Here is a 22,343-nt window from a genome sequence, read left to right on the forward strand (position 1 = left end):
TTCCAGTAAGGAATTATCAATTACGAGACTATATTTATTCAACTTTTATTCACCTCCTTTCATGATACAATATAAACAGGTTGGAAAAATTAATTTTTAATTCTAGTACGGATGTACCGATATTATATGGATATTATATCAGAAAACCAGTTCTATAGTAGTGTGTTATAATATACTTAAGGATAATTGGAGAGGTGTATGCGGATGTCAATTAAGAATTTAAAGGTTCTTAATAAAAGAGATTCGAGAAGTTTGCCAGACTGGGTGAACTTTGCATTTGAATTAGGTTCATTTATGTACGAGAGTGATGTTAAATCTCGTAAACCAGTAACTATTATTATTTCACTACCAAGTGAATTATACTTCCCGTTATTTATTGCAATGGGAATAGCTGATAAAAAATTTACTGTTAACAAACAGGCACGATCTATTAGAAAGCAAGTAATGAGTTTAAAAACGGGTAGTCGTATTATTTATCAAGATAAAGAATCTTCTAGAAAGGTATCGGTTCTTTCTGTAGAACAGAGCCCAATATTTAAAAATGAAATGCTTCTTTGGATTCAGGATAGGGGGATGAAAAGTGGTATTCCTGAATGTCAGTGGATAGATAGATTAGTTTTACTTGATGAGGAATTGGATGAAATAAAAAAGTCTAGAAAGGTAAGTAAGAAAAAAGAACTTGGTTTAGAAGGAAGTCCTTTGTTAAGTGAATTGTATTCACCTAATAAATTGAATAAGGTTTCCTTTTATCCAGGAAATTATTTTTATTTAGTCGGAAATACTTCACAGATTGCTGACCAAATGAATGAAGAGATATTCATTTATAATGACATAAAAGGTAGTATTAATGACTTCCTTTACATGGATGATAAAAATAGTTATACGAACGGAAAGTTATTTTCATCTCAAGTTAAAAAAATTAAAGAAGAAATAACTGAGGATGTGCCAGTAATATACTCCGATGTAAATAGTTACATAAAGCAATCGAAATATTTCAGTAAAAATCCTCAAATAATAGTTTATAGCAGAACAGATAACGAAGGAAGGCTATATGAATTTAAAGAAGAAATAAAAAGGAAATTGTTACAAGAAGACCATAACATTCTCACTCATGAACTTATAGATTTTTTAAAGTTGAACGATACAAAAATACCTAATGGAATTGAGTTACTTGGTTGGAGGTAGTGTATTATGAGTTTTATTAACTTAATAGACTTATATAAATTAGAGAAAAGTAATATTAACTTTGCTCATGTTAAAAACAACAGATTATCGCTTTTTGCTGAAAGTCTTGAAAAGTACCGAAATGAAGTTCAAGGTAGATATGATAATGACTTACATTTAAGTGAGGTATTAAACCTTTTAAGAAGAGTATTCTTTAAACTAACTGGAAGTTTTTTACCGTACAATAAAGTAATAAGTATTGAGGTACAGAATGAGCTTCTAAAAAAATTTTTTCAAATAAAGAATAGTTATCCTGAACTTTTTTCAAGTTCAGTAATAAAAATTGCAAAGGTTTTCAAGGAGATAATAGAAGCTAAAGAAAACAGCATGGCTGATTACCTTCAGAGTCATCTTAATAATAAGTTACATAATACTCAAAAGATAGCAATTGTAACAAAAAGAGCACTGTCTTTAGATGAAAAAAAACAGTTTATTGGTGATATTATAGTAAATCATGACATAAATTTTTTTACTGAAAATAGTTTTAGGAAAGAAATTAGCATATTCGATGAAGTTATTTATATAGGTAGCCCGAATTATTTTGGAGAGTATACTAGAACTACATTTAAAGGTTCAGTGATTACTTTTGTTTCTTACAATATGTTTACTAACTTTATAAAACTTAAAGGTGAATTTGAGGAAATAATTAAAAATGGCACCTATAGTACACTTTATAATCAAGTTACAGTTGGGGAAGCTATTCAAAAGAAAGTTACAATAAATCTTGAAGAAAAAGAATCCTTAAATATTGCTGTAAACAAATTTTTGGATGAACAAAAAGGAAGTGGTATTAATTCATCAGACACTATAGAAGCAAGTATAGTTTTTTTAGAAAATGATCGCTTTTTATTTGCTCCACAGGATTCAAAAATACGTGTGTTTTTTCCGGAGGAGAAAAACAATTTTGTTAAACAAAAAAACTTTAATGAAGTAGAAGAAGACGATTATATTGTAATCAGAAATGAGAGTGATACTAAGTTAATTGCTGAAGTGGCGGATCAAATACTTAAATCAAAAGCGAAAGATTATAGATTGACACAGAAAAAATGGAAAAAAAGACTTCTCTATAATGTTGAACAAAAAGGTATAAATAAAGTAAGTCAAATACTTAGTAAAAAATATCGCTTAAAGACGGCATCAACCGTATCAATTAGAAATTGGTGCAATGAAAACTCAATTAGTCCTACTGAACTGCCTAAACTTTTAAAGGCATTAAAGTATACCGAAAAAGAAGTGGAAGAAATTCACAGAAAAATGAAAGAAATTAGGCGCGCACATTTAAAAGCGGGAAGACTAATTTCAGGTAAATTGATGAATGAATTGTCAATAGAGATTTTTCAGGAATTAAAGGAACAAGGGTATTATACTTTTACATCAAAAGAATTTGATGGAGCATCATTTAATATTGAAAGGGTTGTTTCAATTGACAGGTCAGTGTATTATGTAGCACCCTATAACCTAATGAAAACAATAGAAATAGATTAACAATAAAGGAGTTATTTGTATGTCTATCACATTAGAAAAGTCACTGGAAAATCGTGATATAGTATTAAATAACGTAAAAGAAGAAATTATAGGACCAAGTCAAATAAGAGATAATTACGTAAAATTTAATCCCATTGGTTCTACAGAATTTCAATCCAAAGAGGAACTTTATAAGTCCTATTATTGGACAATTGGTGGAGTTAAAGAAGAAATACTTCAAAGGGAGAATCCTACGCAAAGATACGTTAGTGGATTATTATTTCCCTTGGGTACGAATGATAATGAAGATGTTTCACTTGATACTCCAATTAATAAAGAGTTTGTTGAAGAGGAAGAAATTAAAAAAATAGGGGAATTATTCAACCTAACTGAAGGAATAGAGAATACAGAAGATGATGGTGAGGTTGAATTATTCCCGCAAAGAAACGATTATAAGCCATCCACAATGGGACTTACTTTTTGTGTTGATAAAAACTTACCAAATTTTAAGGTTAACATACAAGGTGGAAGTTATACTCCTCACAAGGTAAGAGTTAAGGGGGAAAGTAATAGTTACCAATGGTGGTTAAGAGAGTCTATTGAGGGTTTTTGGAATGTTTCTATTAAAGACCTATCTGCAAATAAACAAATTGAAACATTTGTAGCTATGAAAAATAAAAAAGATGAACATTTAAGTCAGTATGAAGTACAACTTCAAGCCAGAATTAGAGAAGTCAAGAGTAAGTATATTATAACTGTAAGTGTTACTAACCGCTCTGATGTTAAAGATTTTAACAGCTCACAGTTGATATTGTTTCAATCAGTAATGACAATAAGTACACCAAAAGAATATCCGTTTTCTATTTATCCTAAACAATATGAAATGAAGGGTTATATGAGCGAAGAGGAAGCATCAACGGAATTGCTTTATAGAAATGAGGGTGTATATGCATTTGGACATGGTTGTGCTGCCCATTGGGAGCAAAATCAAACAGAGGTTAATGAGATATCAACAACGTTTATGCCTGAGTATGAAGCTTTAAGTATGACTCCAAACGTTGTTGTTAAGCAGGGGAATAAAATGCAAGAACTTGAAATTAAAATGAGTGATTTAGCTGGGGTATCATCAAACGAACATCCGAAGGAAATTCTACAACCCCTGATAAATGGGTATGAAGAGTGGATTAATGCAAAGGAAAAAGAGATTCAAGACGAAATACCAAAATCTTTACGCCCAGTGGCTATGAAACATATGACATTATGTAAGGAAAGTTTAATAAGAATGAAAAAGGGATTAGAATTTCTCGAAGATGAACAAATACTTGAGGCATTTCGTTTAGCCAATCTTGCTATTCTTCTACAACAGCTCAATGGAAAAGATAAGCGAGATGGCATTATTAATAACAATCGAATAATTTTTAATAAATCCTTTAAAGACAACATTAATGATGAAGTTAAATTAAAAAATGCTAATAATTATTGGAGAGCATTTCAAATTGCATTTATTCTATTATCAATTGAATCATTTATAAATGAGAAATGTAAATCAAGGGAAATTGTTGATTTAATTTGGTTCCCTACCGGTGGTGGAAAAACAGAGGCTTATTTAGGGGTTGCTGCTTTTCAAATGGTTTTAAGAAGATTAAGAAACCCGATGGATGCAGGAGTAGATATATTGATGAGGTATACGCTTAGACTACTAACCGCTGACCAATTCCAAAGATCTTCTAGATTAATTTGTGCTTTAGAATATATAAGAAGAAATAATCAAGAGAAATTAGGAGATATACCATTCTCCATTGGAATATGGGTTGGATCAAATACGACACCTAATAGCAATAAAGTTGCTAAAACGAATCTTATGAAATTAAAAAAAGGTAATAAAGATGCCCAAGAATTTATTGTAAACAATTGTTCGTGGTGTGGAGCGAAACTCGGGTTTTATGAGGAGAAGGATAGTAAAAAGAAACAGTATCTTGGTTATAAAAGTGATGATAATAAATTGTTAATCCATTGTCCGGATAAAGATTGTCATTTTCATGATGAATTACCAATTTATATTGTAGATGAAACTATATATGAGAAGCGTCCAACCTTTTTAATAGGTACGGTTGATAAGTTTGTTCAATTAGTTTGGAAACCAAAAGCAAGATCACTTTTTGGAATTAATCCTAATGGTGACAGATTCATAAGTCCTCCCTCATTAATTGTTCAAGATGAATTGCATTTAATTTCCGGTCCTTTAGGAACCCTAACTGGTTTATTTGAGACTTTGATTGAAGAATTATGTCTAAAAGAAGTAGACGGTGAAATCGTTAAACCGAAAATTATAGCGGCAACTGCAACAATTAAACAGTTTGAAGAACAAACACTTGCACTATTTGGAAGAAAAACAGCTAGATTGTTTCCAAGTCCAGCGTTGGATAATGAAGACTCTTTCTTTGCAACACCTGCAATTGATAAAGAAACGGGAAAGCCTATGCCTGGCAGAAAGTATGTGGGTGTATACACTCAAACTGTTCGTATAATGATGTCTCAAGTTATGGCATTCTCCTCTATTCTGCAATCTGCTAATGAAATAGAGAAGTCAGAAAGAGATCCTTATTGGACATTACTTTCTTTTTATAATACTCTGCGCGAATTAGGTGAGGGTTTAACTTTGACTCAAACAGATATACCTCAATATTCTAGTTCGATAGCAATGAGAAAAGACCAAAAACAACTTCGGTTTGTTAATAACTATTTAGAATTAACATCAAGAAAGCAAAGTAATGAAATATCTAAAACAATTGATAATTTAAAAATAGAATATGACAGTAATAAAAAAAGTAGACGTGATTCTGCAATAGATTTATGCTTAGCATCAAATATAATTGAAGTAGGAGTAGACATTGATAGACTGTCTGTTATGGCTATCGTTGGACAACCGAAAATGACTGCACAATACATTCAGGTTAGTGGTCGTGTTGGGCGTCGCTCGTGGGAAAGGCCTGGCTTGATATTTACATTATATTCTAATACAAAATCAAGAGATAAATCCCACTTTGAACATTTTCGGGAGTATCATCAAAAATTATATGCTCAAGTCGAACCAACTAGTGTTACTCCATTTTCTGATACTTCTCTAGAGAGAGGGTTACATGCGGTAGTAGTTGGTTTTCTTCGTCAGGCACTAAATGAAGATGTTTCTAGAACACCAGATTGGCGTGAGATTGAAAAGAACTTTAATGACAAAATTGTACCTTTTTATAACCGTTTAGTCGAGAGAGCCGAACTCGTTGATCCTGAACAAGTAGAAGAGTTGAAAAAAAGATTTCGAATGATACTAAAAAGATTAGAAATCGGTAATTATACTGCATGGGAAGTAGACCCTAAAGTGGAAGGCTATATGTATCCTGCAGGTAAAATTTTACCTCTAACTCTAAAAAATAAGGCTGAGTCAATGATTAACTCAATGAGAAACGTAGACTCTGAGTCTAGGGGGCTTATAGTACCTTTATACAATACAGAGGAAAGTAGTGAAGTAGAAACTGGTTGGGAGGGGTTACTTTTATGAATGATTTACCGTTAAGAAGAGGGCAACTTGTTACCACATTTGGCCCAGGTTCACTTGTGATTAGTCCTGAAGGAGAAACCGCAATGATAGGTGCTCTAGATAAATGGTATTATGATAAAAATGAAAATCGAACAGAATTTTTAGATGAATTTGAAATTCAAGAGAATAGATTAAGATCATTATTAAGGGTAAATAGACTATTAATGCCTCCTGATTATAGACCAGGTTACAAATATATAAACAGTGGAGATGCACTATCTCAAACAAATACAGATTTATATATTCCCTTACTTCGCTTTCCTACTTGGCATTATTGCCCTATATGTAAAACTTTACATCAATCAGATTTGTCTCAACGGACAAGTTGGATGGATTGCAAAGTATGTAAAGAAAGCAGAAGAATGATTCAGGTGCCGTTTGTAATGATTTGTAGAGAAGGACATATATCTGATTTTCCTTGGAGGGAATGGGTTCATAAAGATGAACACACCTCTTGTGATGGACAAATGAGTTTAATAACCACAGGCGGAGCAACACTTGATTCCCTTAAAGTTAAATGTAGTTGCAACAAAGAAAGGTCACTAAAGGGGATTATGACAAGAAAAAATAATCCAAATGATGAAGAGGAAGGTATTAGCGAGTTAAGTAAGAAACTAAATGAAAATGGTGATTTATATAAATGTCCAGGTCATAAACCATGGTATGGATCACTTAGCGAAAGTGAAAATTGTTTTTCAAATCCTGTTGCAGCATTAAAAAATTCAATAAATGTATACTACCCTAATACTATTAGTGCAATTTATTTACCAGGAAAAAATGCAGCAGTTGAAAGACTTATAGATATGTTTGAAAGATACGGGATTACTACATCTTGGTTAAATATCGCTGACCGCCTTGACAAAAAAATAGAAATTATAAAAAAAATATGTCCACCTGAGATTAATCTTTACAACGATTCAGATATAGAACTTGCAATACTTTATATTGAAGGTGAACTCGAGGATAAGGATGAGCTGGAAAGAATATACTCTAATAATACAGAAAAAGAACTAAGGAAAAAAGAGTTTGAAGTACTTGTCGATGGGATTGAAGATACACATTTAAAAGTAAAAAAAGAATGGAATTCAGGAAGTGCTGTTGTAAACGAAATAACTAGTAAATTTACCCTGATTAACAGGGTGACAAAATTAAAGGAAACTATTGTATTAACAGGTTTTGATAGACTTATAACAAATAGTGAACAATCTGGTAGGACTAAAATAGAAAAAGGAAAAGAATTATTGTTTAAGAATCCAGACTTACAAGAAAACAACTGGTTACCTGCCTACAAAGTTTATGGGGAAGGAATATTCTTTACTTTGAATGTAGAAAAACTAATTTCTTGGGAACAAAGACATGATGTATTAAGTCATTTTAATAGACTAATTACTAGGGCTGTAAGAAGTAATGCAAGGTTTGATGAATCAATTCTTAAACCGAGGAATGTATTGATTCACACTTTATCCCATATTATAATCGATGAGCTTGCACTTACATGTGGTTACAATTCCGCATCATTACGTGAGCGACTTTATATAAATGATGACGATTGTGGTATCTTAATTTATACCTCTTCAGGAGATATTGACGGTACATTTGGAGGGCTTGTAAGAATGGGGAAAAAAGAAACTTTTTTTCCAGTGGTTTATCAAGCAATAGATAAAGCAAGGTGGTGTAGTTCAGACCCGGTTTGCTCAGAAATTGGAAAAGATTCAGGGCAAGGAGTTAATAATTTAAACGGTGCAGCATGTCATAGTTGTTCATACTTATCAGAAACTTCATGTGAAACTGGAAATTTATTTTTGGACAGAACATTATTAATTGATCCACAAATAGGTTTTTTCAGTTCAACTAATTAAATAGTTGGATAGACTCACTGATTAATATGTAAAGTTACCTTCTTTAAACCAAAACAATTATAAAAGTAGACTTTAGTCACACGATTTAAAATTAGATGTATTTGTTGTAAAATAAATACTATTTTTCTAGATTTTTCTAATACATTCTACTCTTTTTCTTATTTTACATATCTTGTAAAATGTAACCACTACCTTTTACTAATTTATGGAAATAGGGAGTGGTTATTCTGAAGAAAAGGATTTTATTATTATGTACAGCATTTATACTAGTTACTAGTTTTATATGGTTGGACAAGTCATATGCTGCAGAGAAAACATATGACATCGGGGTAGATGCAGTAGATGTGAGGGATGATGCGGCAGCTGATGCGAATGTCGTTGGTCAATTAAAAAAAGGTGATCAAGTGACAGTTTTTAAAGAAGCACATGGCTGGGCGCAAACGTATTATGATGGAGACATTGCTTGGGTTGCAGCACATTATTTAATACCAGCAGATAATTCAACAAAAAAGGTAGAAAAGAAGAAAAAGCAATCGAAGGCAAGTTCTTCTAACGGTAAAACAGTTCAGGTCACGGAAGATATTGTAAACATCCGGGCAAATGCAAGCACGCATGATGAAGTAGTTTATATTGCAGAAAATGGAGAAAGTTTTCCGTTAATTGAAACGGTAAATGAATGGCATAAAATTAAGTTGCCAGATGGCTCGACTGCTTGGGTTGCTTCTTGGGTAACGACAAGTAAAGCAACAGGACAAGATAAAAGTACTTCGAATAGTAGCTCGAAAAAGAGTACTAAAAAGTCATCGGCCAAACAAACCACATCTGCTACACCAAATGTGTCATTAAATGGAAAAAATATTATGTTAGATGCAGGGCATGGAGGGAAAGACCCTGGTGCAATTGCAGCTGACGGAAAGCATGAAAAAGATATGACATTAGCATTAACGAATAAAATTGCCGAGAAATTACGTGCACATGGTGCTACTGTCACGTTAGTACGTACTTCCGATAAGACGATGTCACTAAACGAACGAATTGCTTTTAATAAAATGTATTGGACGGATGCATATATAAGTGTTCATTTTAATGCATTTACAAAGTCTGGAAGTCGAGGAATTAGTACGCATTATTATGCGAATAAAAAGGATGAACAATTAGCGTATTCGATCCAACAAGCACTTGTACAACATACTGGTTTAAATGACCGTGGAGTGCAGAAAGATAACTATTTTGTCTTACGTGAAAATGCAGATGTATCTGTTTTAGTAGAGTTAGGATTCATTAGTAATCCCGATGAATTAAGTGTTATTCAGTCTGACGCATATGATGAAAATGTATCAAATGCAATTTTAGAAGGTTTAGGAAATTATTTTTATTAAATAATTGTGGAAAGTAAAAAGGCAATGTACCGAATGTTTCGGATGCATTGCCTTTTTTGTATGAATCGTACATTAGTAAGAAAAGGAATTCCGTTTTAAAATCAAATACTTTATTCATTTATCTTTTTTAAAAATGCGTCGATATCATTAATTGTTTTTTTAATTTGTTCGAAAAATACTTCAGGTGTTGTAAAGTAGGAATGGACAAGTCCATCCTCGGTAATTTGTTCTACTTGTACACCTGCATGTTTTAATCTGTTGCCATAGCGAATTCCTTCATCACGAAGTACATCGTTTTCTGCAGTAATGATGAGTGCTGGTGGTAAATCAGTCAGATTGTCATGAAACAAAGGGGATGCCACTGGATTTAGAACATCATTTTTATCTGTTACATAATAATCTATACACCATTTCATTAGGTTTTTCGTCAATCCAAACCCTTCATGAAATTGTTCGTATGAATCAGATTCCATCGTTAAATCTGTTATCGGATAGATTAAAATTTGTGCATTAATTTTTGGTCCTTTATTTTCTCTTGATGCAATAGCTGTAACTGTCGCTAAGTTCCCGCCAGAACTATCACCACAAACAGATATATTCGTTTGAATCCCATTTAATTCTTTGGCGTTTTCATGTACCCACGTAAATGCAGCATATGCATCTTGTACTGGTACTGGAAAAGGGTACTCTGGTGCTAAACGATAATCGACAGAAATGACGATATGTTCTGTTTTGGCACAAATCATCTGGCAACTAATATGGGAGGTGTTTAAGTCGCCTGTAACCCAACCGCCACCATGATAATATATAATAATCGGAAAGGGTCCTTCGCCTTTCGGTGTATATATACGTAATGTTATTTCTCCTTTATCGACTTTAATCGTTTCATCCACGATGTTGCCAATAGGGTCGAGCTCGGCTTCAAAAGGTGCTCCTGCCGCCATTATTTCTCTAGCTTCTTCATAATTTTTTTGATGAAGTGTTCGTAATGGTACTGCATTTTCGACAAATAGTTTAGCTTCCTTTGATAATCCACTCATATTCATACCCCTTTTCATCATAAGTTCATGGCTCTAAAGGTAGTTCGACAATTTTAGTATAACATTATTAGACTGTTTTTTATACATGGAATATGTAAGTTCATAAAATTTCAAGGCATTTTATACGTTTTATAGAACTTTTTACGGGTATAAATAATTAAAATGAGAGCGATTACATACTCTGTATATAAAATAATGAAGGGGGAATTATAAATTGGATAAGCAAATTCAACGAACGAGGCGTAATACGTTGGGTGATTTGCTAACGAGAACCGTTGCAAGATATCCGAAAAAGCGGGCGTTTTTGTATAAAGATCTTGATATAACATATGAAGAGTTAGATATGCTCGTGAATCAGACGGCAAATGGTTTATGGCATGATGGAGTAAAAAAAGGTGATAGGTTAGCAGTTCTATCGAAAAACAATTTGGATTTTGTCATCGTTACATTTGCACTTGCTCGTATCGGTGCGGTAATGGTTCCGATGAATTATATGTTGAAGGAAAAGGATATTGCTTATATTTTAAAAGATGCTCAAGTGATTGGCATGTTTGCAGAAAAAGAATTTATTACGGTATTAGACGATGCGAGTGACGGGTTAGAAATTCGACATCGTTTTGTTTTAGAGTCGCTTGAGACCCCAGTATCAGACGTATGGATGTTGCTTGATGAATTACAAAAAAGTCAGCCAATAGATCATGTCGAAGAATCGATTTTGGATGATGATTTGGCTCATGTTTTATATACGAGTGGGACGGAGTCGGATCCGAAAGGTGTCATGTTATCACATAAAAGTATTATGCATGAATATGCTAGTTGTATTATTGATGGGTACATGGATGTGAACGATATGTTCGTACATGCATTGCCATTTTATCATAGTGCACAATTACATGTGTTTTTAGGACCGAGTATATATATTGGGGCAACAGGGATTATTTTAGATGTAGCGAGCCCGGAAAAAATAATGGAGACGATTGAACGTTATGGTGCGAATCAATTGTTTGCCCCACCGACTGTGTGGATTGCCATGTTACGTCATCCGACATTTGATGCATTCAATTTATCGACCTTAGAAAAATGTTATTATGGAGCGGCAATTATGCCACGGGAGGTTTTAAAAGAATTGACAGATCGATTGCCGAATGCGAAATTTTGGAATTTTTATGGACAGACTGAAGTTGCGCCACTTGCAACGGCATTACAACCGGAAGATCAATTAAGGAAGTTAGGTTCTGCTGGAAAACCGGCACTACATGTCGAAACGAAAATTGTGGATGATGATGGATTGGAAGTAGCACGTGGTGAAATAGGAGAAATTGTGCATCGAACACCACACGCAATGATTGGTTATTGGAATAATCCAGAAAAAACGGCGGAAGCGTTTCAAAATGGATGGTTTCATAGTGGGGATTTAGGTGTCATGGATGAAGAGGGGTATATAACGATTGTCGATCGAAAAAAGGATATGATTAATACAGGTGGAATCAATGTTGCGAGCCGTGAAGTAGAGGAAGTAATCTATGAAATGAAAGAAGTTGCAGAAGTAGCAGTAATTGGTGTGCAGGATGATTATTGGATTGAAGCAATCGCTGCTGTTATTGTTCAAAAAGATGGAGAGACAGTAGAGGAAGAAGCAGTGATAGAATTTTGTAAAGCTGTTTTACCGAGTTTTAAAGTCCCAAAACAAATCCATTATGTGGAACAACTTCCCAAAAATCCGAGTGGTAAAGTGTTAAAAAAAGATTTACGTGACAAATTTCAACAAATGAATTAAATAAAAAACCGCTTCCTTTATGGTTGTCATCCTTACAATTAGATTTTCTACTCTAAATACTGGGGCAGTACCTATTAGGGAGCGGTTTTACGTTTAGACGTAAATAAAATATGACGTTATTTTTTTAATTTTTGCTTGTTTACGAAATGTCCCAAATTGAAATACATTACTAAAGGCAATTTTCCTCCCGTTTTGTACATAATGACCATTAGTTGAACCGACATTTCCGTGTGTAATGATATGGTCTAAATGTAAGACGGTCGTTTTTCCGCCGTGTAGGGCATGTAATGCTTCTTGAATATCACTTATTCCTTTAATCGTTCGATTGCCGATGATTTCCCATGTTGCATTATTACTTAACTGTTCGGTAAAATATGCGACATCATTTTCTGCGAGTGCAATCGACATGTTTTTTAGAATCCCTTTTTTAGGGGAGTTTTTTGTTACAATATCTCCTTCGATTTCCATATGAAGTCCTCCTCATATAATATGTTGAAGCCATATTTTTGGCAATAATTTATTTGTTTAAATTTGCTCATACTTCGTTCACTTTTCACTCTTGTGGACGCTTTCAGACCGATTTCAGCCGAAAGTGAAAGAATTTTACTTTCTCTGTTTATCCCTTATAACATCTTGATGATGGCATAACTATTTATTTGGTTCTTGGCATATTACTGCAAGGCTTTTATGTAGTTTATCATATTAGAATTCTCTATTGAAAGTAGTTGCTACCTGTTACAGATAATTTGTACGATTTTAACTTTTGACTTTATGTACAAACTTCACTATGATTAAATAGAGAAGTTCGAAATAGAGATAATTATATGAAATATTACCCAGGAAATAGTATGGATAAAACTAGAAGGGAATGATGGCATGAAACATATATTTGAAAAAGGCTCCTCAGATATAACTTTACTTTTGTTGCATGGAACAGGTGGAACAGAGCATGATTTAATACAATTAGGAAAAATGGTTGCACCGGGAGCATCTATCTTAAGTGTACGAGGAAATGTTCTTGAAAATGGTATGCCGCGTTTTTTTAGACGGTTTGAAGAAGGTGTTTTTGATGAAGAAGACCTTATTTTTAGAACGAAAGAATTGTATGCATTTTTAGATGAAGCATCGAAAAAATACGATTTTGACCGCACAAAAATGGTGGCGATTGGGTATTCAAATGGTGCAAATATTGCTGCTAGTTTATTATTCCATTATGAAGATGCATTAATTGGGGCGATCTTACACCACCCAATGGTACCACGTCGTGGAATATCATTACCTAATTTAACAGGGACACATGTATTAATTACTGCGGGAGAATTAGATCCAATGTGTCCGGCGCAAGAATCAATAGATTTAGAAACGTTGTTAGTAGAAGCTCAAGCAGAGGTAGAGGTGTTTTGGACACCTGGTGGGCATCAGTTAGTACAAGGAGAAGTAGAGAGAGCGAAAAATTGGTTTCATGAGAATTTTTAAGAGAATCTTATCATAAAATAAAGTGGTGCAGGCTAGTTTATCTATGCTTGTGTCACTTTTTGTGCTTAATAGAGAACTAACAATACGCTTTTTCTCTTCCTACATGTGAAAATAATAAAAAGGCTTTTCCTTCTATTTCTATTAGGCTTTCTTCATGTGGAGTGGGTATGCATCCATAGTATTTGTTCATCTTTTGTGAAGGGATTTATAACTAAAATCTATAAATATATAGTCATTTAGTATTTGTGCATATAGCTAATTTGACATATACTAAATGGTATTAAATGTATGTCTTTTCAAGTAATTTATGAAAGCGCTATATTTATCTCGCAATGGAAAGGAAGAATGAAAATGGGAAATGAGAAGAGCATTTATAATACTGGCAATTATATAAAGTTTTTTGTGCTTAGTTTTATCGGAATATTCACATTTTTTATCCCGATTACGATCAATGATAATCGAACGATTCCTTTAGATCATATCGTTACGTTCTTAAAAGAAACGTTTGGTCCAGCCATTCCCTACTATATTTTAATCGTTATTATCATGGGAGCGGTGTATCCGTTTTGGAAAAAAACGTGGAATAAAAATGTGGTCGAAATCATTTTATCTATATTTAAAGTAATCGGAGCAATTGTTACAGTAATGTTAGTGTTCAATTTTGCCCCTGCTTGGATGGCAGACCCAGATATGGCGCCATATTTATTTGATAAACTTGTAATGTCTGTAGGATTAATTGTCCCTGTCGGTGCGGTATTTTTAGCGTTGTTAGTTGGCTATGGTTTGTTAGAATTTGTAGGAGTATTTTTGCAACCTGTTATGCGCCCGATTTGGAAAACACCGGGACGATCAGCGATTGATGCTGTTGCTTCTTTTGTAGGAAGTTATGGAATCGGTTTACTTATTACCAACCGTGTGTTTAAAAAAGGGATGTATACCGTTCGAGAAGCGACCATTATTGCAACGGGATTTTCGACAGTTTCTGTTACATTCATGATTATTATCGCAAAAACTTTAGATATGATGGATATTTGGAATATTTATTTCTGGGTCACATTAGTTGTCACATTTTTAGTAACAGCAATCACCGTTCGTATTTGGCCGTTAAGTAAATTAAGTGATGATTATTATGAAGGGCAAGAAGGACATCCAGAACAAATTGTAAAAGAAGATAAGTTAAAGGTTGCTTGGGGTCAAGCGATGGAAGTGGCAGATAAGGCACCATCTTTACCGAAAAATATTTGGATTAACTTTAAAGATGGGTTTGAAATGACCATGGCAATTTTACCATCGATTATGTCGATTGGCTTATTAGGGCTTGTTTTATCTGAATATACACCATTATTTGATATTATTGGGTATATTTTCTATCCTTTTACGTGGTTAATGCAAGTGCCTGAACCATTGTTAGCAGCGAAGGCGTCAGCGATTGAAATTGCCGAAATGTTTTTACCGTCATTACTCGTAGTAGATGCACCATTAATTACGAAATTCGTAACAGCAGTTGTATCTGTATCAGCAATTTTGTTTTTCTCTGCGCTTATTCCTTGTATTTTAGCAACGGAAATTCCTGTAAGTATTCCAAAGTTAATTGTGATTTGGATTGAGCGTACGATTTTAACTATTATTATCGTTACACCAATTGCATATTTATTACTCTAGCCTAACATTGAAGTGTCTCTGTTGAAAAGCTTTACAATTATTTTATGAGCATTCATAGGAAAGAGGTGTTTGAAATGGAATGGAGAAAAGAGGTGGAACAAATTGCCGCATATGTTCCAGGTAAATCCATCGAAGAAGTAAAACAACAATACGGTTTAGAGGAAGTACATCGTCTCGCATCGAATGAGAATCCTTTAGGACCTTCTGAAAAAGCACAACGAGCAATGCAAAAAGCAGTACTGGAAACGCATTTGTATCCTGATACGTCTGCAAGTGCATTAAGAGAAGTATTAGCAGAAACTTATCATGTAAGTGCGGATGAAATAATGACGGGAAATGGTGCAGATAATGTTATATCGATCGTTGTTAGTGCTTATGTCAATGAAGGGGATGAAGTGCTCTATTGCACACCGACTTTTCCAGCATACCGTTCTTCCACCTTATTGATGGGTGGTGTTCCAGTAGAAGTTCCATTACGCGAAGATTTTACGTTTGATTTACATGCGATGAAGGAAAATATTACCGAGAAAACGAAATTAATTTTTATTTGTAACCCGAATAATCCAACAGGAACAATCGTTGATCATGAGGAAATTGAGGCATTTATTCGCGATGTGCCAAAAGATGTATTGGTAGTTTTAGATGAGGCGTATATCGAATATGTAGATGTAGAAGGATATAAAACTGGAATTGATTTATTCAAAGCAGGATATAATGTCTTAACGATTCGTACATTTTCTAAGTTTTATAGTTTAGCAGGTTTACGTGTTGGTTATGCAATAGGAACGAAAAAAAGTATTAGAACCAATGCTTCGTTTACGTGAACCATTTGCATTAAATCGTGTAGCAATAGCCGGTGCAGTCGAAAGTATAAAAGATGTGGCATTTGGTGAAAAACATATGAAGATGAATCGTGAAGAAAAGTTATTTGTAACAGAGCAATTAGTAGCATTAGGGTGTAAGGTTTACCCATCACATACGAATTTTATCTTCGTTGATATGAAACAAGATGGTGTTGTACTTTTTGAAAAGCTTTTAGAAAAAGGATTCATTATTCGTCCATGTGCAGGTTGGGGATTACAAAATTATGTTCGTATTTCTATCGGTACACATGAGCAAAATAAGCAATTCATCGATCTATTAAAGGACATTTTATAAAAAAATACGAACGATCTGGTCTTTACATGAGTAGCCAATCGTTCGTGTTTTTCTTTAAGCGTTATTTTCGTAAAAGAAGTTTTTCGTTATATCAATAAACTGCTCGATGACAGGTGGTAAATAACGCCCTTTTAAAAAGGCGATATAGACAGTGCGGGATAAACGGTCATTGTCAAAATGTTTAATTTGAGATGAGTCAATATGGAAGGAACGGATGTAATTTTCAGGTACGATTGTCACACCGATTCCTTCCTCTACTAATGAGTATGCTGTTTCAAAACGTTCGATTTCAAACTTAATATTCGGGGTAATACCGAGTTCGAGAAATTCGTTTAAAATATCGTCTCTCGTTTGAAATCCTTCTTTGCAAATAATAAATTGCTCATTTTTAATATCTTGGAAACAAATCGTTTCTTTTTGTTGTAACGAATGATTTTTCGGCAAGAGGGCGACGAGATTTTCTTTATATATTGGAATTGATTTTATTTCATCTGATTTGAATCGTTGGTTAGTAATGGCTAAATGGATTTTATAATTTTGTAATGCCTGCTCTACTTTTTTTAGTCCAAGTACTTCAAGTAATTTGATTCGTACGTCAGGTAATCTTTCGTTATATGTTGCAATTACTTTAGGTAGCCAAAATTTGACAGATTCAATGAGGCCGATTTGAATTTCCAATGGTCCGTTATCTTTTAAACGAAGGATTTCATTTTCAACATAATGGAAATGTTGAATAAGTTTTTTAGATTCCTTATACACAATCTCTCCTTCTTTCGTCAGTTGAAAATTACGTGTACTTCGTTCAATTAATTTTAAGTTGACACTCGTTTCTAGTTTTTTTATAGCTGAACTTAAAGAAGGTTGGGATATATGTAAATGTTGTGCGGCTTTCGTAAATGAGCCTTGGTCGACTAAAGTTGTGAAATAATGTAATAATCGATAATCCATCATGTATCACCTTGTCTTTTTTGATTGATTTGTAGCTTAATTATAACATATATTTATAAATAGAAGAGAATATATAGTTTATACAGAAAGGAAAATGAAAATATGAATATATATGATCGTTTAGATGAATTGAATCTAACATTACCGAAAGCACCAGAACCTGCAGGGTTATATATTACGAGCCAAACGACTGGTAATTTATTGTATACGTCAGGACAAGATTGCCGAGCTGAAAATGGTGAGTTTCCTTTTACAGGGAAAGTGGGAGTAGATTTATCAGTTGAAGAAGGGTATGAAGCGGCACGGTTAACAGCGCTAAATTGTTTATCTGTCATTGAAAAGGAATTAGGGGATTTAAATCGTGTGAAAAAAATTGTCAAATTGTTATGTTTCGTAAACTCAAAAGATGATTTTATAGAACAACCTTCCGTGATGAACGGGGCTTCTCAATTATTGATAGATGTGTTTGGAGATGTAGGTAAACATGCACGTACAGCAGTATCTACACCATCATTACCATTTAATATTCCGTTAGAAATGGAAATGATCGTTGAATTTGAGTAAGTGAACGATCGTGTTTTATGGTAGTTTGACAACTTAGATTTATGGAGCGATGACGTTGAGTAAATAAAATGAAAAGGGAATTCCAGTAGAAATTAATTTACTGAAATTCCCTTTTATCGTCCACAGGGATTTTCCCGAGCTTTTTTAGTCTAGCTCTGAATAAAGTTTATCCTTTCTTCACAATCATGACGGAGTTACATCTAACTAATTATTTACTGATCATTTTTTCGTTGCAATTATTTTTAAACTATACGATATGTTCGAAGGAATATGGCAGTCCTTCATGGTTTTATTGCATGTCAAAAAGAGAAAATAGATGCTTTTTGTACACTATTCTATTGAGGAATTTTATTATTTATAACAATAAACTATAAATATATAGAAAATACATATTGGAGATTATAAATATCTTGAATTAATATAGAAGTAACAGTATTGTAGATTGGGGATGATGTCCTTGGTTTTTGAATGGACTGGAAGGGAAGATGTAAACGCAAAAGGTAAGCGATTTCATCAAGTCGTTCAACATAGAAAAATAGAAGATTTAACGAAAGCGACAGAACAATCATTCAGTTTTGTCGGTTTTGAATGCGAAGAAGGAGTGCGTAGAAATAAAGGGAGATTAGGAGCAAAAGAAGGGCCTAATGCAATTCGCTCTATGCTTGCTAGTATTCCGTACCATGTAGAAAAAGAAAATCTTTTTGATATTGGAAATGTCCGTTGTGACGATGAAAATTTAGAAGATGCACAGAAGCGATTGGGAGAAAGTGTTGCTAGAATTATTTCCAAACACCATACGCCAATTATTTTGGGTGGTGGACATGAAACATTTTACGGACATTATTTAGGTGTGCGAGAAGCGATTGGACCCGATAAAAAAATTGGGATGATCAATTTAGATGCTCATTTCGATATGCGAATCGATGAGACACCTTCATCAGGTACAATGTTCCGTCAAATTTTAGAAAGTGATGAACGTGCTGGCTATCTCGTTATTGGCATTCAGGAATTAGGAAACACAGAACAATTATTTGATACGGCAGCTCAACTTGGTGCACAACATGTGAAAGCAGAGGAAATTCATCCAATCGCATCTACATATGAAACGATAGATGCATTTGTTTCGGCACATGATGTAATTATTTATACGATTTGTACCGATGTGATCGATCAATCAATTGCACCAGGAGTAAGTGCTCCCGCACCATTCGGATTAAACGCACAAACGGTACGTAACATAACGAATTATGTTGTACAGCAAGAAAAGTTTATCAGTATGGATGTTTCAGAAGTGAATCCAACATATGATGTAGATCATCGTACAAGTCGATTGATTGCGTACATATTAGCAGAAACGATTTCAAATAAAAATAAATAGTAAGAGGTGACCGAAATGGTTGAATTAAACGGTAATACATTAACATTAGAACAGTTGAAAGAAATTTTATATGATGACAGGCAAGTTTCTTTGGCAGAAGAAAGTATTGAAAAAGTAAAAGAGAGCCGTAAATCTGTGGAGCAAATCGTACAAGGGGAAGAATCCGTTTACGGTATTAATACCGGTTTTGGTCGTTTCAGTAATGTTGCGATTGCAGCTGAAAATGTCGAAGATTTACAATTAAACTTAATTCGTTCACACGCATGTGGAGTTGGTGAACCGTTTGAACCACGTGTCGCAAAAGCGATGATGGTTTTACGTTTAAATGCGTTACTAAAAGGATTTTCTGGAATCCGTGTAGAAGTGATACAATTACTACAAGCACTCATTAATAAAAACATCGTACCAGTTATTCCACAACAAGGTTCTTTAGGGGCATCAGGAGATTTAGCGCCATTAGCGCATTTAGCATTAGTGTTAATTGGAGAAGGTCGTGTGTTTGATGAAAATGGTGACATTGTTGACTGTTTACCAGTATTAGAAGCGAACGGTCTAAAACCAATTACATTGCAAGCAAAAGAAGGACTTGCATTAATTAATGGTACACAGACGATGACAGCAATGGGAGTAATCAACTACTTAGAAGCAGAAAAATTAGCCCTTGATGCAGAGTGGATTGCAAGTATGACATTTGAATCGTTAGAAGGTGTTGTCGATGCATTTGCACCAGAAACACATGAGGTTCGTGGTTACCCGCAACAATTAGCAGTAGCAGAAAGAATGCTTCATTGGTTAGAAGGAAGTCAGTTAACGACTCGCCAAGGAGAAAAACGTGTACAAGATGCTTATTCATTAAGATGTATTCCACAAGTACATGGCGCGTCATGGCAAGTGCTTGATTATGTAAAAGAAAAATTAACGATAGAAATAAATGCTGCAACAGACAATCCGTTAATTTTTGACGGTGGAAACACTGTTATTTCCGGTGGGAACTTCCACGGACAACCAATGGCATTTGCAATGGACTTTTTAAAATTAGCGATTGCGGAATTAGCGAATATTTCAGAGCGTCGTATTGAGCGTTTAGTAAATTCACAATTAAACGATGATCTACCACCATTTTTAAGTCCTGAACCAGGATTACAATCAGGTGCGATGATTATGCAATATGCAGCTGCTGCATTAGTATCCGAAAATAAAACATTAGCACATCCGGCAAGTGTGGATTCTATCCCATCTTCAGCAAACCAAGAAGACCATGTAAGTATGGGGACGATCGGATCGAGACACGCTTATAATATTTTACTAAATAGTCGCCGTGTGTTAGCGATTGAAGCAATTTGTGCGAAACAAGCATTAGAATATCGTGGCGTTACGAAAGCGTCTAAAAAAATTCAAGCGAAGTGGAATGCTTTACATGAATTTGTTCCGAGCATTACAGAAGATCGTATTTTCCATAAAGATATTGATCAAGTAAATGATTATTTAAAAACATTATAATTTTTGGAGGGGATCATGATGTCGTATATTTATTTGAAAAATGCATCAGAATTAGTAACAGTTGCAGGTCATTCAGAAAAACCGGCAAAAAAAGAAAAAATGAGTGATATCGGCATTATCGAAAATGGTTCGGTATTGGCAAAAGACGGAGTCATCATTGCAGTTGGAAATGATGTAGCAATACAGGAACATTATGCAGAAGAATTGAAGCAAGCAGAAGTAGTGGATGCAACTGGGAAAGTTGTAACACCAGGTTTAGTGGATCCACATACACATATCGTATATGCAGGAACTCGTGAAAATGAGTATGCAATGCGTTTAGAAGGACAAACGTATATGGAAATTATGAATGCTGGTGGTGGGATTCACGCGACAACTCGTGCAACACAAGCTGCTAGTTTTGAAGAATTATACGAACAGTCTAAAGAACGTTTAGATAAAATGTTATTAAATGGGATCACGACCATCGAAGCAAAAAGTGGTTACGGGTTAACATTAGAACACGAATTAAAACAATTAGAAGTAGCGAAGAAATTAAATGAAGACCATTATATGGACCTTGTTTCTACTTTCATGGGAGCTCACGCAGTACCACTGGCATATAAAGAAAAGCCTGAAGCGTTTATAGATCTCGTTATTAATGAAATGTTGCCAGTTGTTGCGGAGAAGAAATTAGCTGTATTTAATGATGTTTTCTGTGAACGTGGAGTATTTACGCCAGAACAGTCTAAACGAGTACTAGAGGCTGGGAAGCAATATGGTTTAATTCCTAAAATCCATGCAGACGAAATCGAACCATATGGTGGTGCAGAAACTGCTGGGGAAGTAAAGGCGATTTCAGCAGAACATTTATTACGTGCATCAGATGATGGAATTAAGGCGATGGCAGATAATGACGTAATCGGTGTAGTGTTACCTGGAACAGCATTTTTCTTAATGGCTGATTATGCAGAGGCACGAAAAATGATTGATCAAGGGGTTGCTTTAGCATTATCGACAGATGCGAACCCAGGATCTTCTCCAACCTTATCATTACAATTCATTATGAACTTAGGATGTTTAGAAATGGGGATGACACCGGAAGAGGTTATTACAGCAACAACGATTAACGCTGCACATGCGATTAATGAGGCAGATAAAATTGGAAGTATTGAGGTAGGAAAACAAGCAGACTTTACGATATTCGATGTGAAAAATCATTTAATGTTATCGTATCAGTATGGAATGAACCATGTTCAAACGGTAGTGAAAAAAGGAAAAGTAGTTGTAAAAGACCGTCATATTATTTAATACGTAAATTATATATAGAGGGGTATGAA

Annotated in this window: 17 protein-coding genes; 14 read left to right on the forward strand and 3 right to left on the reverse strand. The window is 34.2% G+C overall.

The genetic code is table 11. The features are described from left to right. Positions 1 to 204 precede the first annotated feature (204 nt). The 5 genes from WKT09_RS02310 (at position 205) to WKT09_RS02330 (ending at position 9,521) form a co-directional block, all read left to right on the forward strand. Positions 205 to 1,185, forward strand: coding sequence for a hypothetical protein (locus tag WKT09_RS02310; RefSeq protein WP_340414480.1), 981 nt, complete (start codon positions 205 to 207; stop codon positions 1,183 to 1,185). 6 nt (positions 1,186 to 1,191) lie between these two features. Then, positions 1,192 to 2,709, forward strand: a complete 1,518-nt coding sequence (locus WKT09_RS02315) for a DISARM anti-phage system protein DrmE domain-containing protein (RefSeq protein WP_340414481.1) — start codon at positions 1,192 to 1,194, stop codon at positions 2,707 to 2,709. Between the two features lie 19 nt (positions 2,710 to 2,728). Further along, positions 2,729 to 6,244: a helicase-related protein gene (locus WKT09_RS02320; RefSeq protein ID WP_340414482.1), complete on the forward strand. Its 3,516-nt coding sequence runs from the start codon at positions 2,729 to 2,731 to the stop codon at positions 6,242 to 6,244. Further along, on the forward strand, positions 6,241 to 8,142 hold the full coding sequence (locus WKT09_RS02325; RefSeq protein ID WP_340414483.1) for a DUF1998 domain-containing protein: 1,902 nt from the start codon (positions 6,241 to 6,243) through the stop codon (positions 8,140 to 8,142). Before WKT09_RS02320 ends, WKT09_RS02325 begins: the two co-directional genes overlap by 4 nt. Before the next feature lie 218 nt (positions 8,143 to 8,360). Continuing rightward, positions 8,361 to 9,521 carry an N-acetylmuramoyl-L-alanine amidase gene (locus WKT09_RS02330; protein WP_340414484.1) on the forward strand — a complete coding sequence of 387 codons (1,161 nt, stop codon included), beginning with the start codon at positions 8,361 to 8,363 and terminating at the stop codon, positions 9,519 to 9,521. Between the two features lie 110 nt (positions 9,522 to 9,631). Here WKT09_RS02330 and WKT09_RS02335 read toward each other — a convergent pair whose 3' ends face one another. After that, on the reverse strand, positions 9,632 to 10,561 hold the full coding sequence (locus WKT09_RS02335; RefSeq protein WP_340414485.1) for an alpha/beta hydrolase: 930 nt from the start codon (positions 10,559 to 10,561) through the stop codon (positions 9,632 to 9,634). A gap of 214 nt (positions 10,562 to 10,775) precedes the next feature. Between WKT09_RS02335 and WKT09_RS02340 the strand changes: the two genes are divergently transcribed. Beyond that, on the forward strand, positions 10,776 to 12,338 hold the full coding sequence (locus tag WKT09_RS02340; protein ID WP_340414486.1) for a fatty acyl-CoA synthetase: 1,563 nt from the start codon (positions 10,776 to 10,778) through the stop codon (positions 12,336 to 12,338). 93 nt (positions 12,339 to 12,431) lie between these two features. Here WKT09_RS02340 and WKT09_RS02345 read toward each other — a convergent pair whose 3' ends face one another. Further along, positions 12,432 to 12,806, reverse strand: a complete 375-nt coding sequence (locus WKT09_RS02345; RefSeq protein ID WP_340414487.1) for a hypothetical protein — start codon at positions 12,804 to 12,806, stop codon at positions 12,432 to 12,434. Positions 12,807 to 13,214: 408 nt separating this feature from the next. Here WKT09_RS02345 and WKT09_RS02350 point away from each other — a divergent pair, with 408 nt between their 5' ends. The 4 genes from WKT09_RS02350 (at position 13,215) to WKT09_RS02365 (ending at position 16,634) form a co-directional block, all read left to right on the forward strand. Next, the gene (locus WKT09_RS02350; RefSeq protein WP_340414488.1) at positions 13,215 to 13,814 is read left to right on the forward strand and encodes an alpha/beta hydrolase; all 600 of its coding nucleotides are present in this window, start codon (positions 13,215 to 13,217) and stop codon (positions 13,812 to 13,814) included. 351 nt (positions 13,815 to 14,165) lie between these two features. After that, entirely contained in the window at positions 14,166 to 15,476 is a 1,311-nt protein-coding gene (locus tag WKT09_RS02355; protein WP_340414489.1) for a YjiH family protein, read from the forward strand. A 74-nt stretch (positions 15,477 to 15,550) separates the two neighbouring features. Continuing rightward, complete coding sequence (locus WKT09_RS02360; protein ID WP_340414490.1) at positions 15,551 to 16,300, forward strand: pyridoxal phosphate-dependent aminotransferase; 750 nt, start codon at positions 15,551 to 15,553, stop codon at positions 16,298 to 16,300. Further along, on the forward strand, positions 16,284 to 16,634 hold the full coding sequence (locus WKT09_RS02365) for an aminotransferase class I/II-fold pyridoxal phosphate-dependent enzyme (protein ID WP_340414491.1): 351 nt from the start codon (positions 16,284 to 16,286) through the stop codon (positions 16,632 to 16,634). The genes WKT09_RS02360 and WKT09_RS02365 overlap by 17 nt, the downstream gene beginning before the upstream one ends. A gap of 54 nt (positions 16,635 to 16,688) precedes the next feature. On the opposite strand, the gene WKT09_RS02370 is transcribed toward WKT09_RS02365, so the two are convergent. After that, the gene (locus tag WKT09_RS02370; protein ID WP_340414492.1) at positions 16,689 to 17,582 is read right to left on the reverse strand and encodes a LysR family transcriptional regulator; all 894 of its coding nucleotides are present in this window, start codon (positions 17,580 to 17,582) and stop codon (positions 16,689 to 16,691) included. Between the two features lie 102 nt (positions 17,583 to 17,684). Here WKT09_RS02370 and WKT09_RS02375 point away from each other — a divergent pair, with 102 nt between their 5' ends. The 4 genes from WKT09_RS02375 (at position 17,685) to hutI (ending at position 22,314) form a co-directional block, all read left to right on the forward strand. Then, a complete protein-coding gene (locus WKT09_RS02375; protein ID WP_340414493.1) occupies positions 17,685 to 18,146 on the forward strand; it encodes a RidA family protein in 462 nt (153 codons plus the stop codon). A 451-nt stretch (positions 18,147 to 18,597) separates the two neighbouring features. Then, the gene (gene hutG / locus WKT09_RS02380; RefSeq protein WP_340414494.1) at positions 18,598 to 19,524 is read left to right on the forward strand and encodes a formimidoylglutamase; all 927 of its coding nucleotides are present in this window, start codon (positions 18,598 to 18,600) and stop codon (positions 19,522 to 19,524) included. 15 nt (positions 19,525 to 19,539) lie between these two features. Further along, positions 19,540 to 21,024, forward strand: a complete 1,485-nt coding sequence (hutH, locus tag WKT09_RS02385) for a histidine ammonia-lyase (protein ID WP_340414495.1) — start codon at positions 19,540 to 19,542, stop codon at positions 21,022 to 21,024. Between the two features lie 18 nt (positions 21,025 to 21,042). Then, complete coding sequence (gene hutI / locus WKT09_RS02390) at positions 21,043 to 22,314, forward strand: imidazolonepropionase (protein ID WP_340414496.1); 1,272 nt, start codon at positions 21,043 to 21,045, stop codon at positions 22,312 to 22,314. Positions 22,315 to 22,343 lie beyond the last annotated feature (29 nt).

Origin of the sequence: Pseudogracilibacillus sp. ICA-222130, assembly GCF_037892545.1 — a bacterium.
Taxonomy (GTDB): Bacteria; Bacillota; Bacilli; order Bacillales; family Amphibacillaceae; genus Pseudogracilibacillus.

Bases quoted from the DNA above. Each gene is read 5' to 3' on its own strand.
- WKT09_RS02315 (WP_340414481.1), top strand. From the start codon at position 1,192: ATGAGTTTTATTAACTTAATAGACTTATATAAATTAGAGAAAAGTAAT.
- hutG (WP_340414494.1), top strand. From the start codon at position 18,598: ATGTCCTTGGTTTTTGAATGGACTGGAAGGGAAGATGTAAACGCAAAA.
- WKT09_RS02320 (WP_340414482.1), top strand. From the start codon at position 2,729: ATGTCTATCACATTAGAAAAGTCACTGGAAAATCGTGATATAGTATTA.
- WKT09_RS02355 (WP_340414489.1), top strand. From the start codon at position 14,166: ATGGGAAATGAGAAGAGCATTTATAATACTGGCAATTATATAAAGTTT.
- WKT09_RS02350 (WP_340414488.1), top strand. From the start codon at position 13,215: ATGAAACATATATTTGAAAAAGGCTCCTCAGATATAACTTTACTTTTG.
- WKT09_RS02360 (WP_340414490.1), top strand. From the start codon at position 15,551: ATGGAATGGAGAAAAGAGGTGGAACAAATTGCCGCATATGTTCCAGGT.
- hutH (WP_340414495.1), top strand. From the start codon at position 19,540: ATGGTTGAATTAAACGGTAATACATTAACATTAGAACAGTTGAAAGAA.
- WKT09_RS02325 (WP_340414483.1), top strand. From the start codon at position 6,241: ATGAATGATTTACCGTTAAGAAGAGGGCAACTTGTTACCACATTTGGC.
- WKT09_RS02310 (WP_340414480.1), top strand. From the start codon at position 205: ATGTCAATTAAGAATTTAAAGGTTCTTAATAAAAGAGATTCGAGAAGT.
- WKT09_RS02365 (WP_340414491.1), top strand. From the start codon at position 16,284: ATGCTTCGTTTACGTGAACCATTTGCATTAAATCGTGTAGCAATAGCC.
- WKT09_RS02370 (WP_340414492.1), bottom strand. From the start codon at position 17,582: ATGGATTATCGATTATTACATTATTTCACAACTTTAGTCGACCAAGGC.
- WKT09_RS02375 (WP_340414493.1), top strand. From the start codon at position 17,685: ATGAATATATATGATCGTTTAGATGAATTGAATCTAACATTACCGAAA.
- hutI (WP_340414496.1), top strand. From the start codon at position 21,043: ATGTCGTATATTTATTTGAAAAATGCATCAGAATTAGTAACAGTTGCA.
- WKT09_RS02345 (WP_340414487.1), bottom strand. From the start codon at position 12,806: ATGGAAATCGAAGGAGATATTGTAACAAAAAACTCCCCTAAAAAAGGG.
- WKT09_RS02335 (WP_340414485.1), bottom strand. From the start codon at position 10,561: ATGAGTGGATTATCAAAGGAAGCTAAACTATTTGTCGAAAATGCAGTA.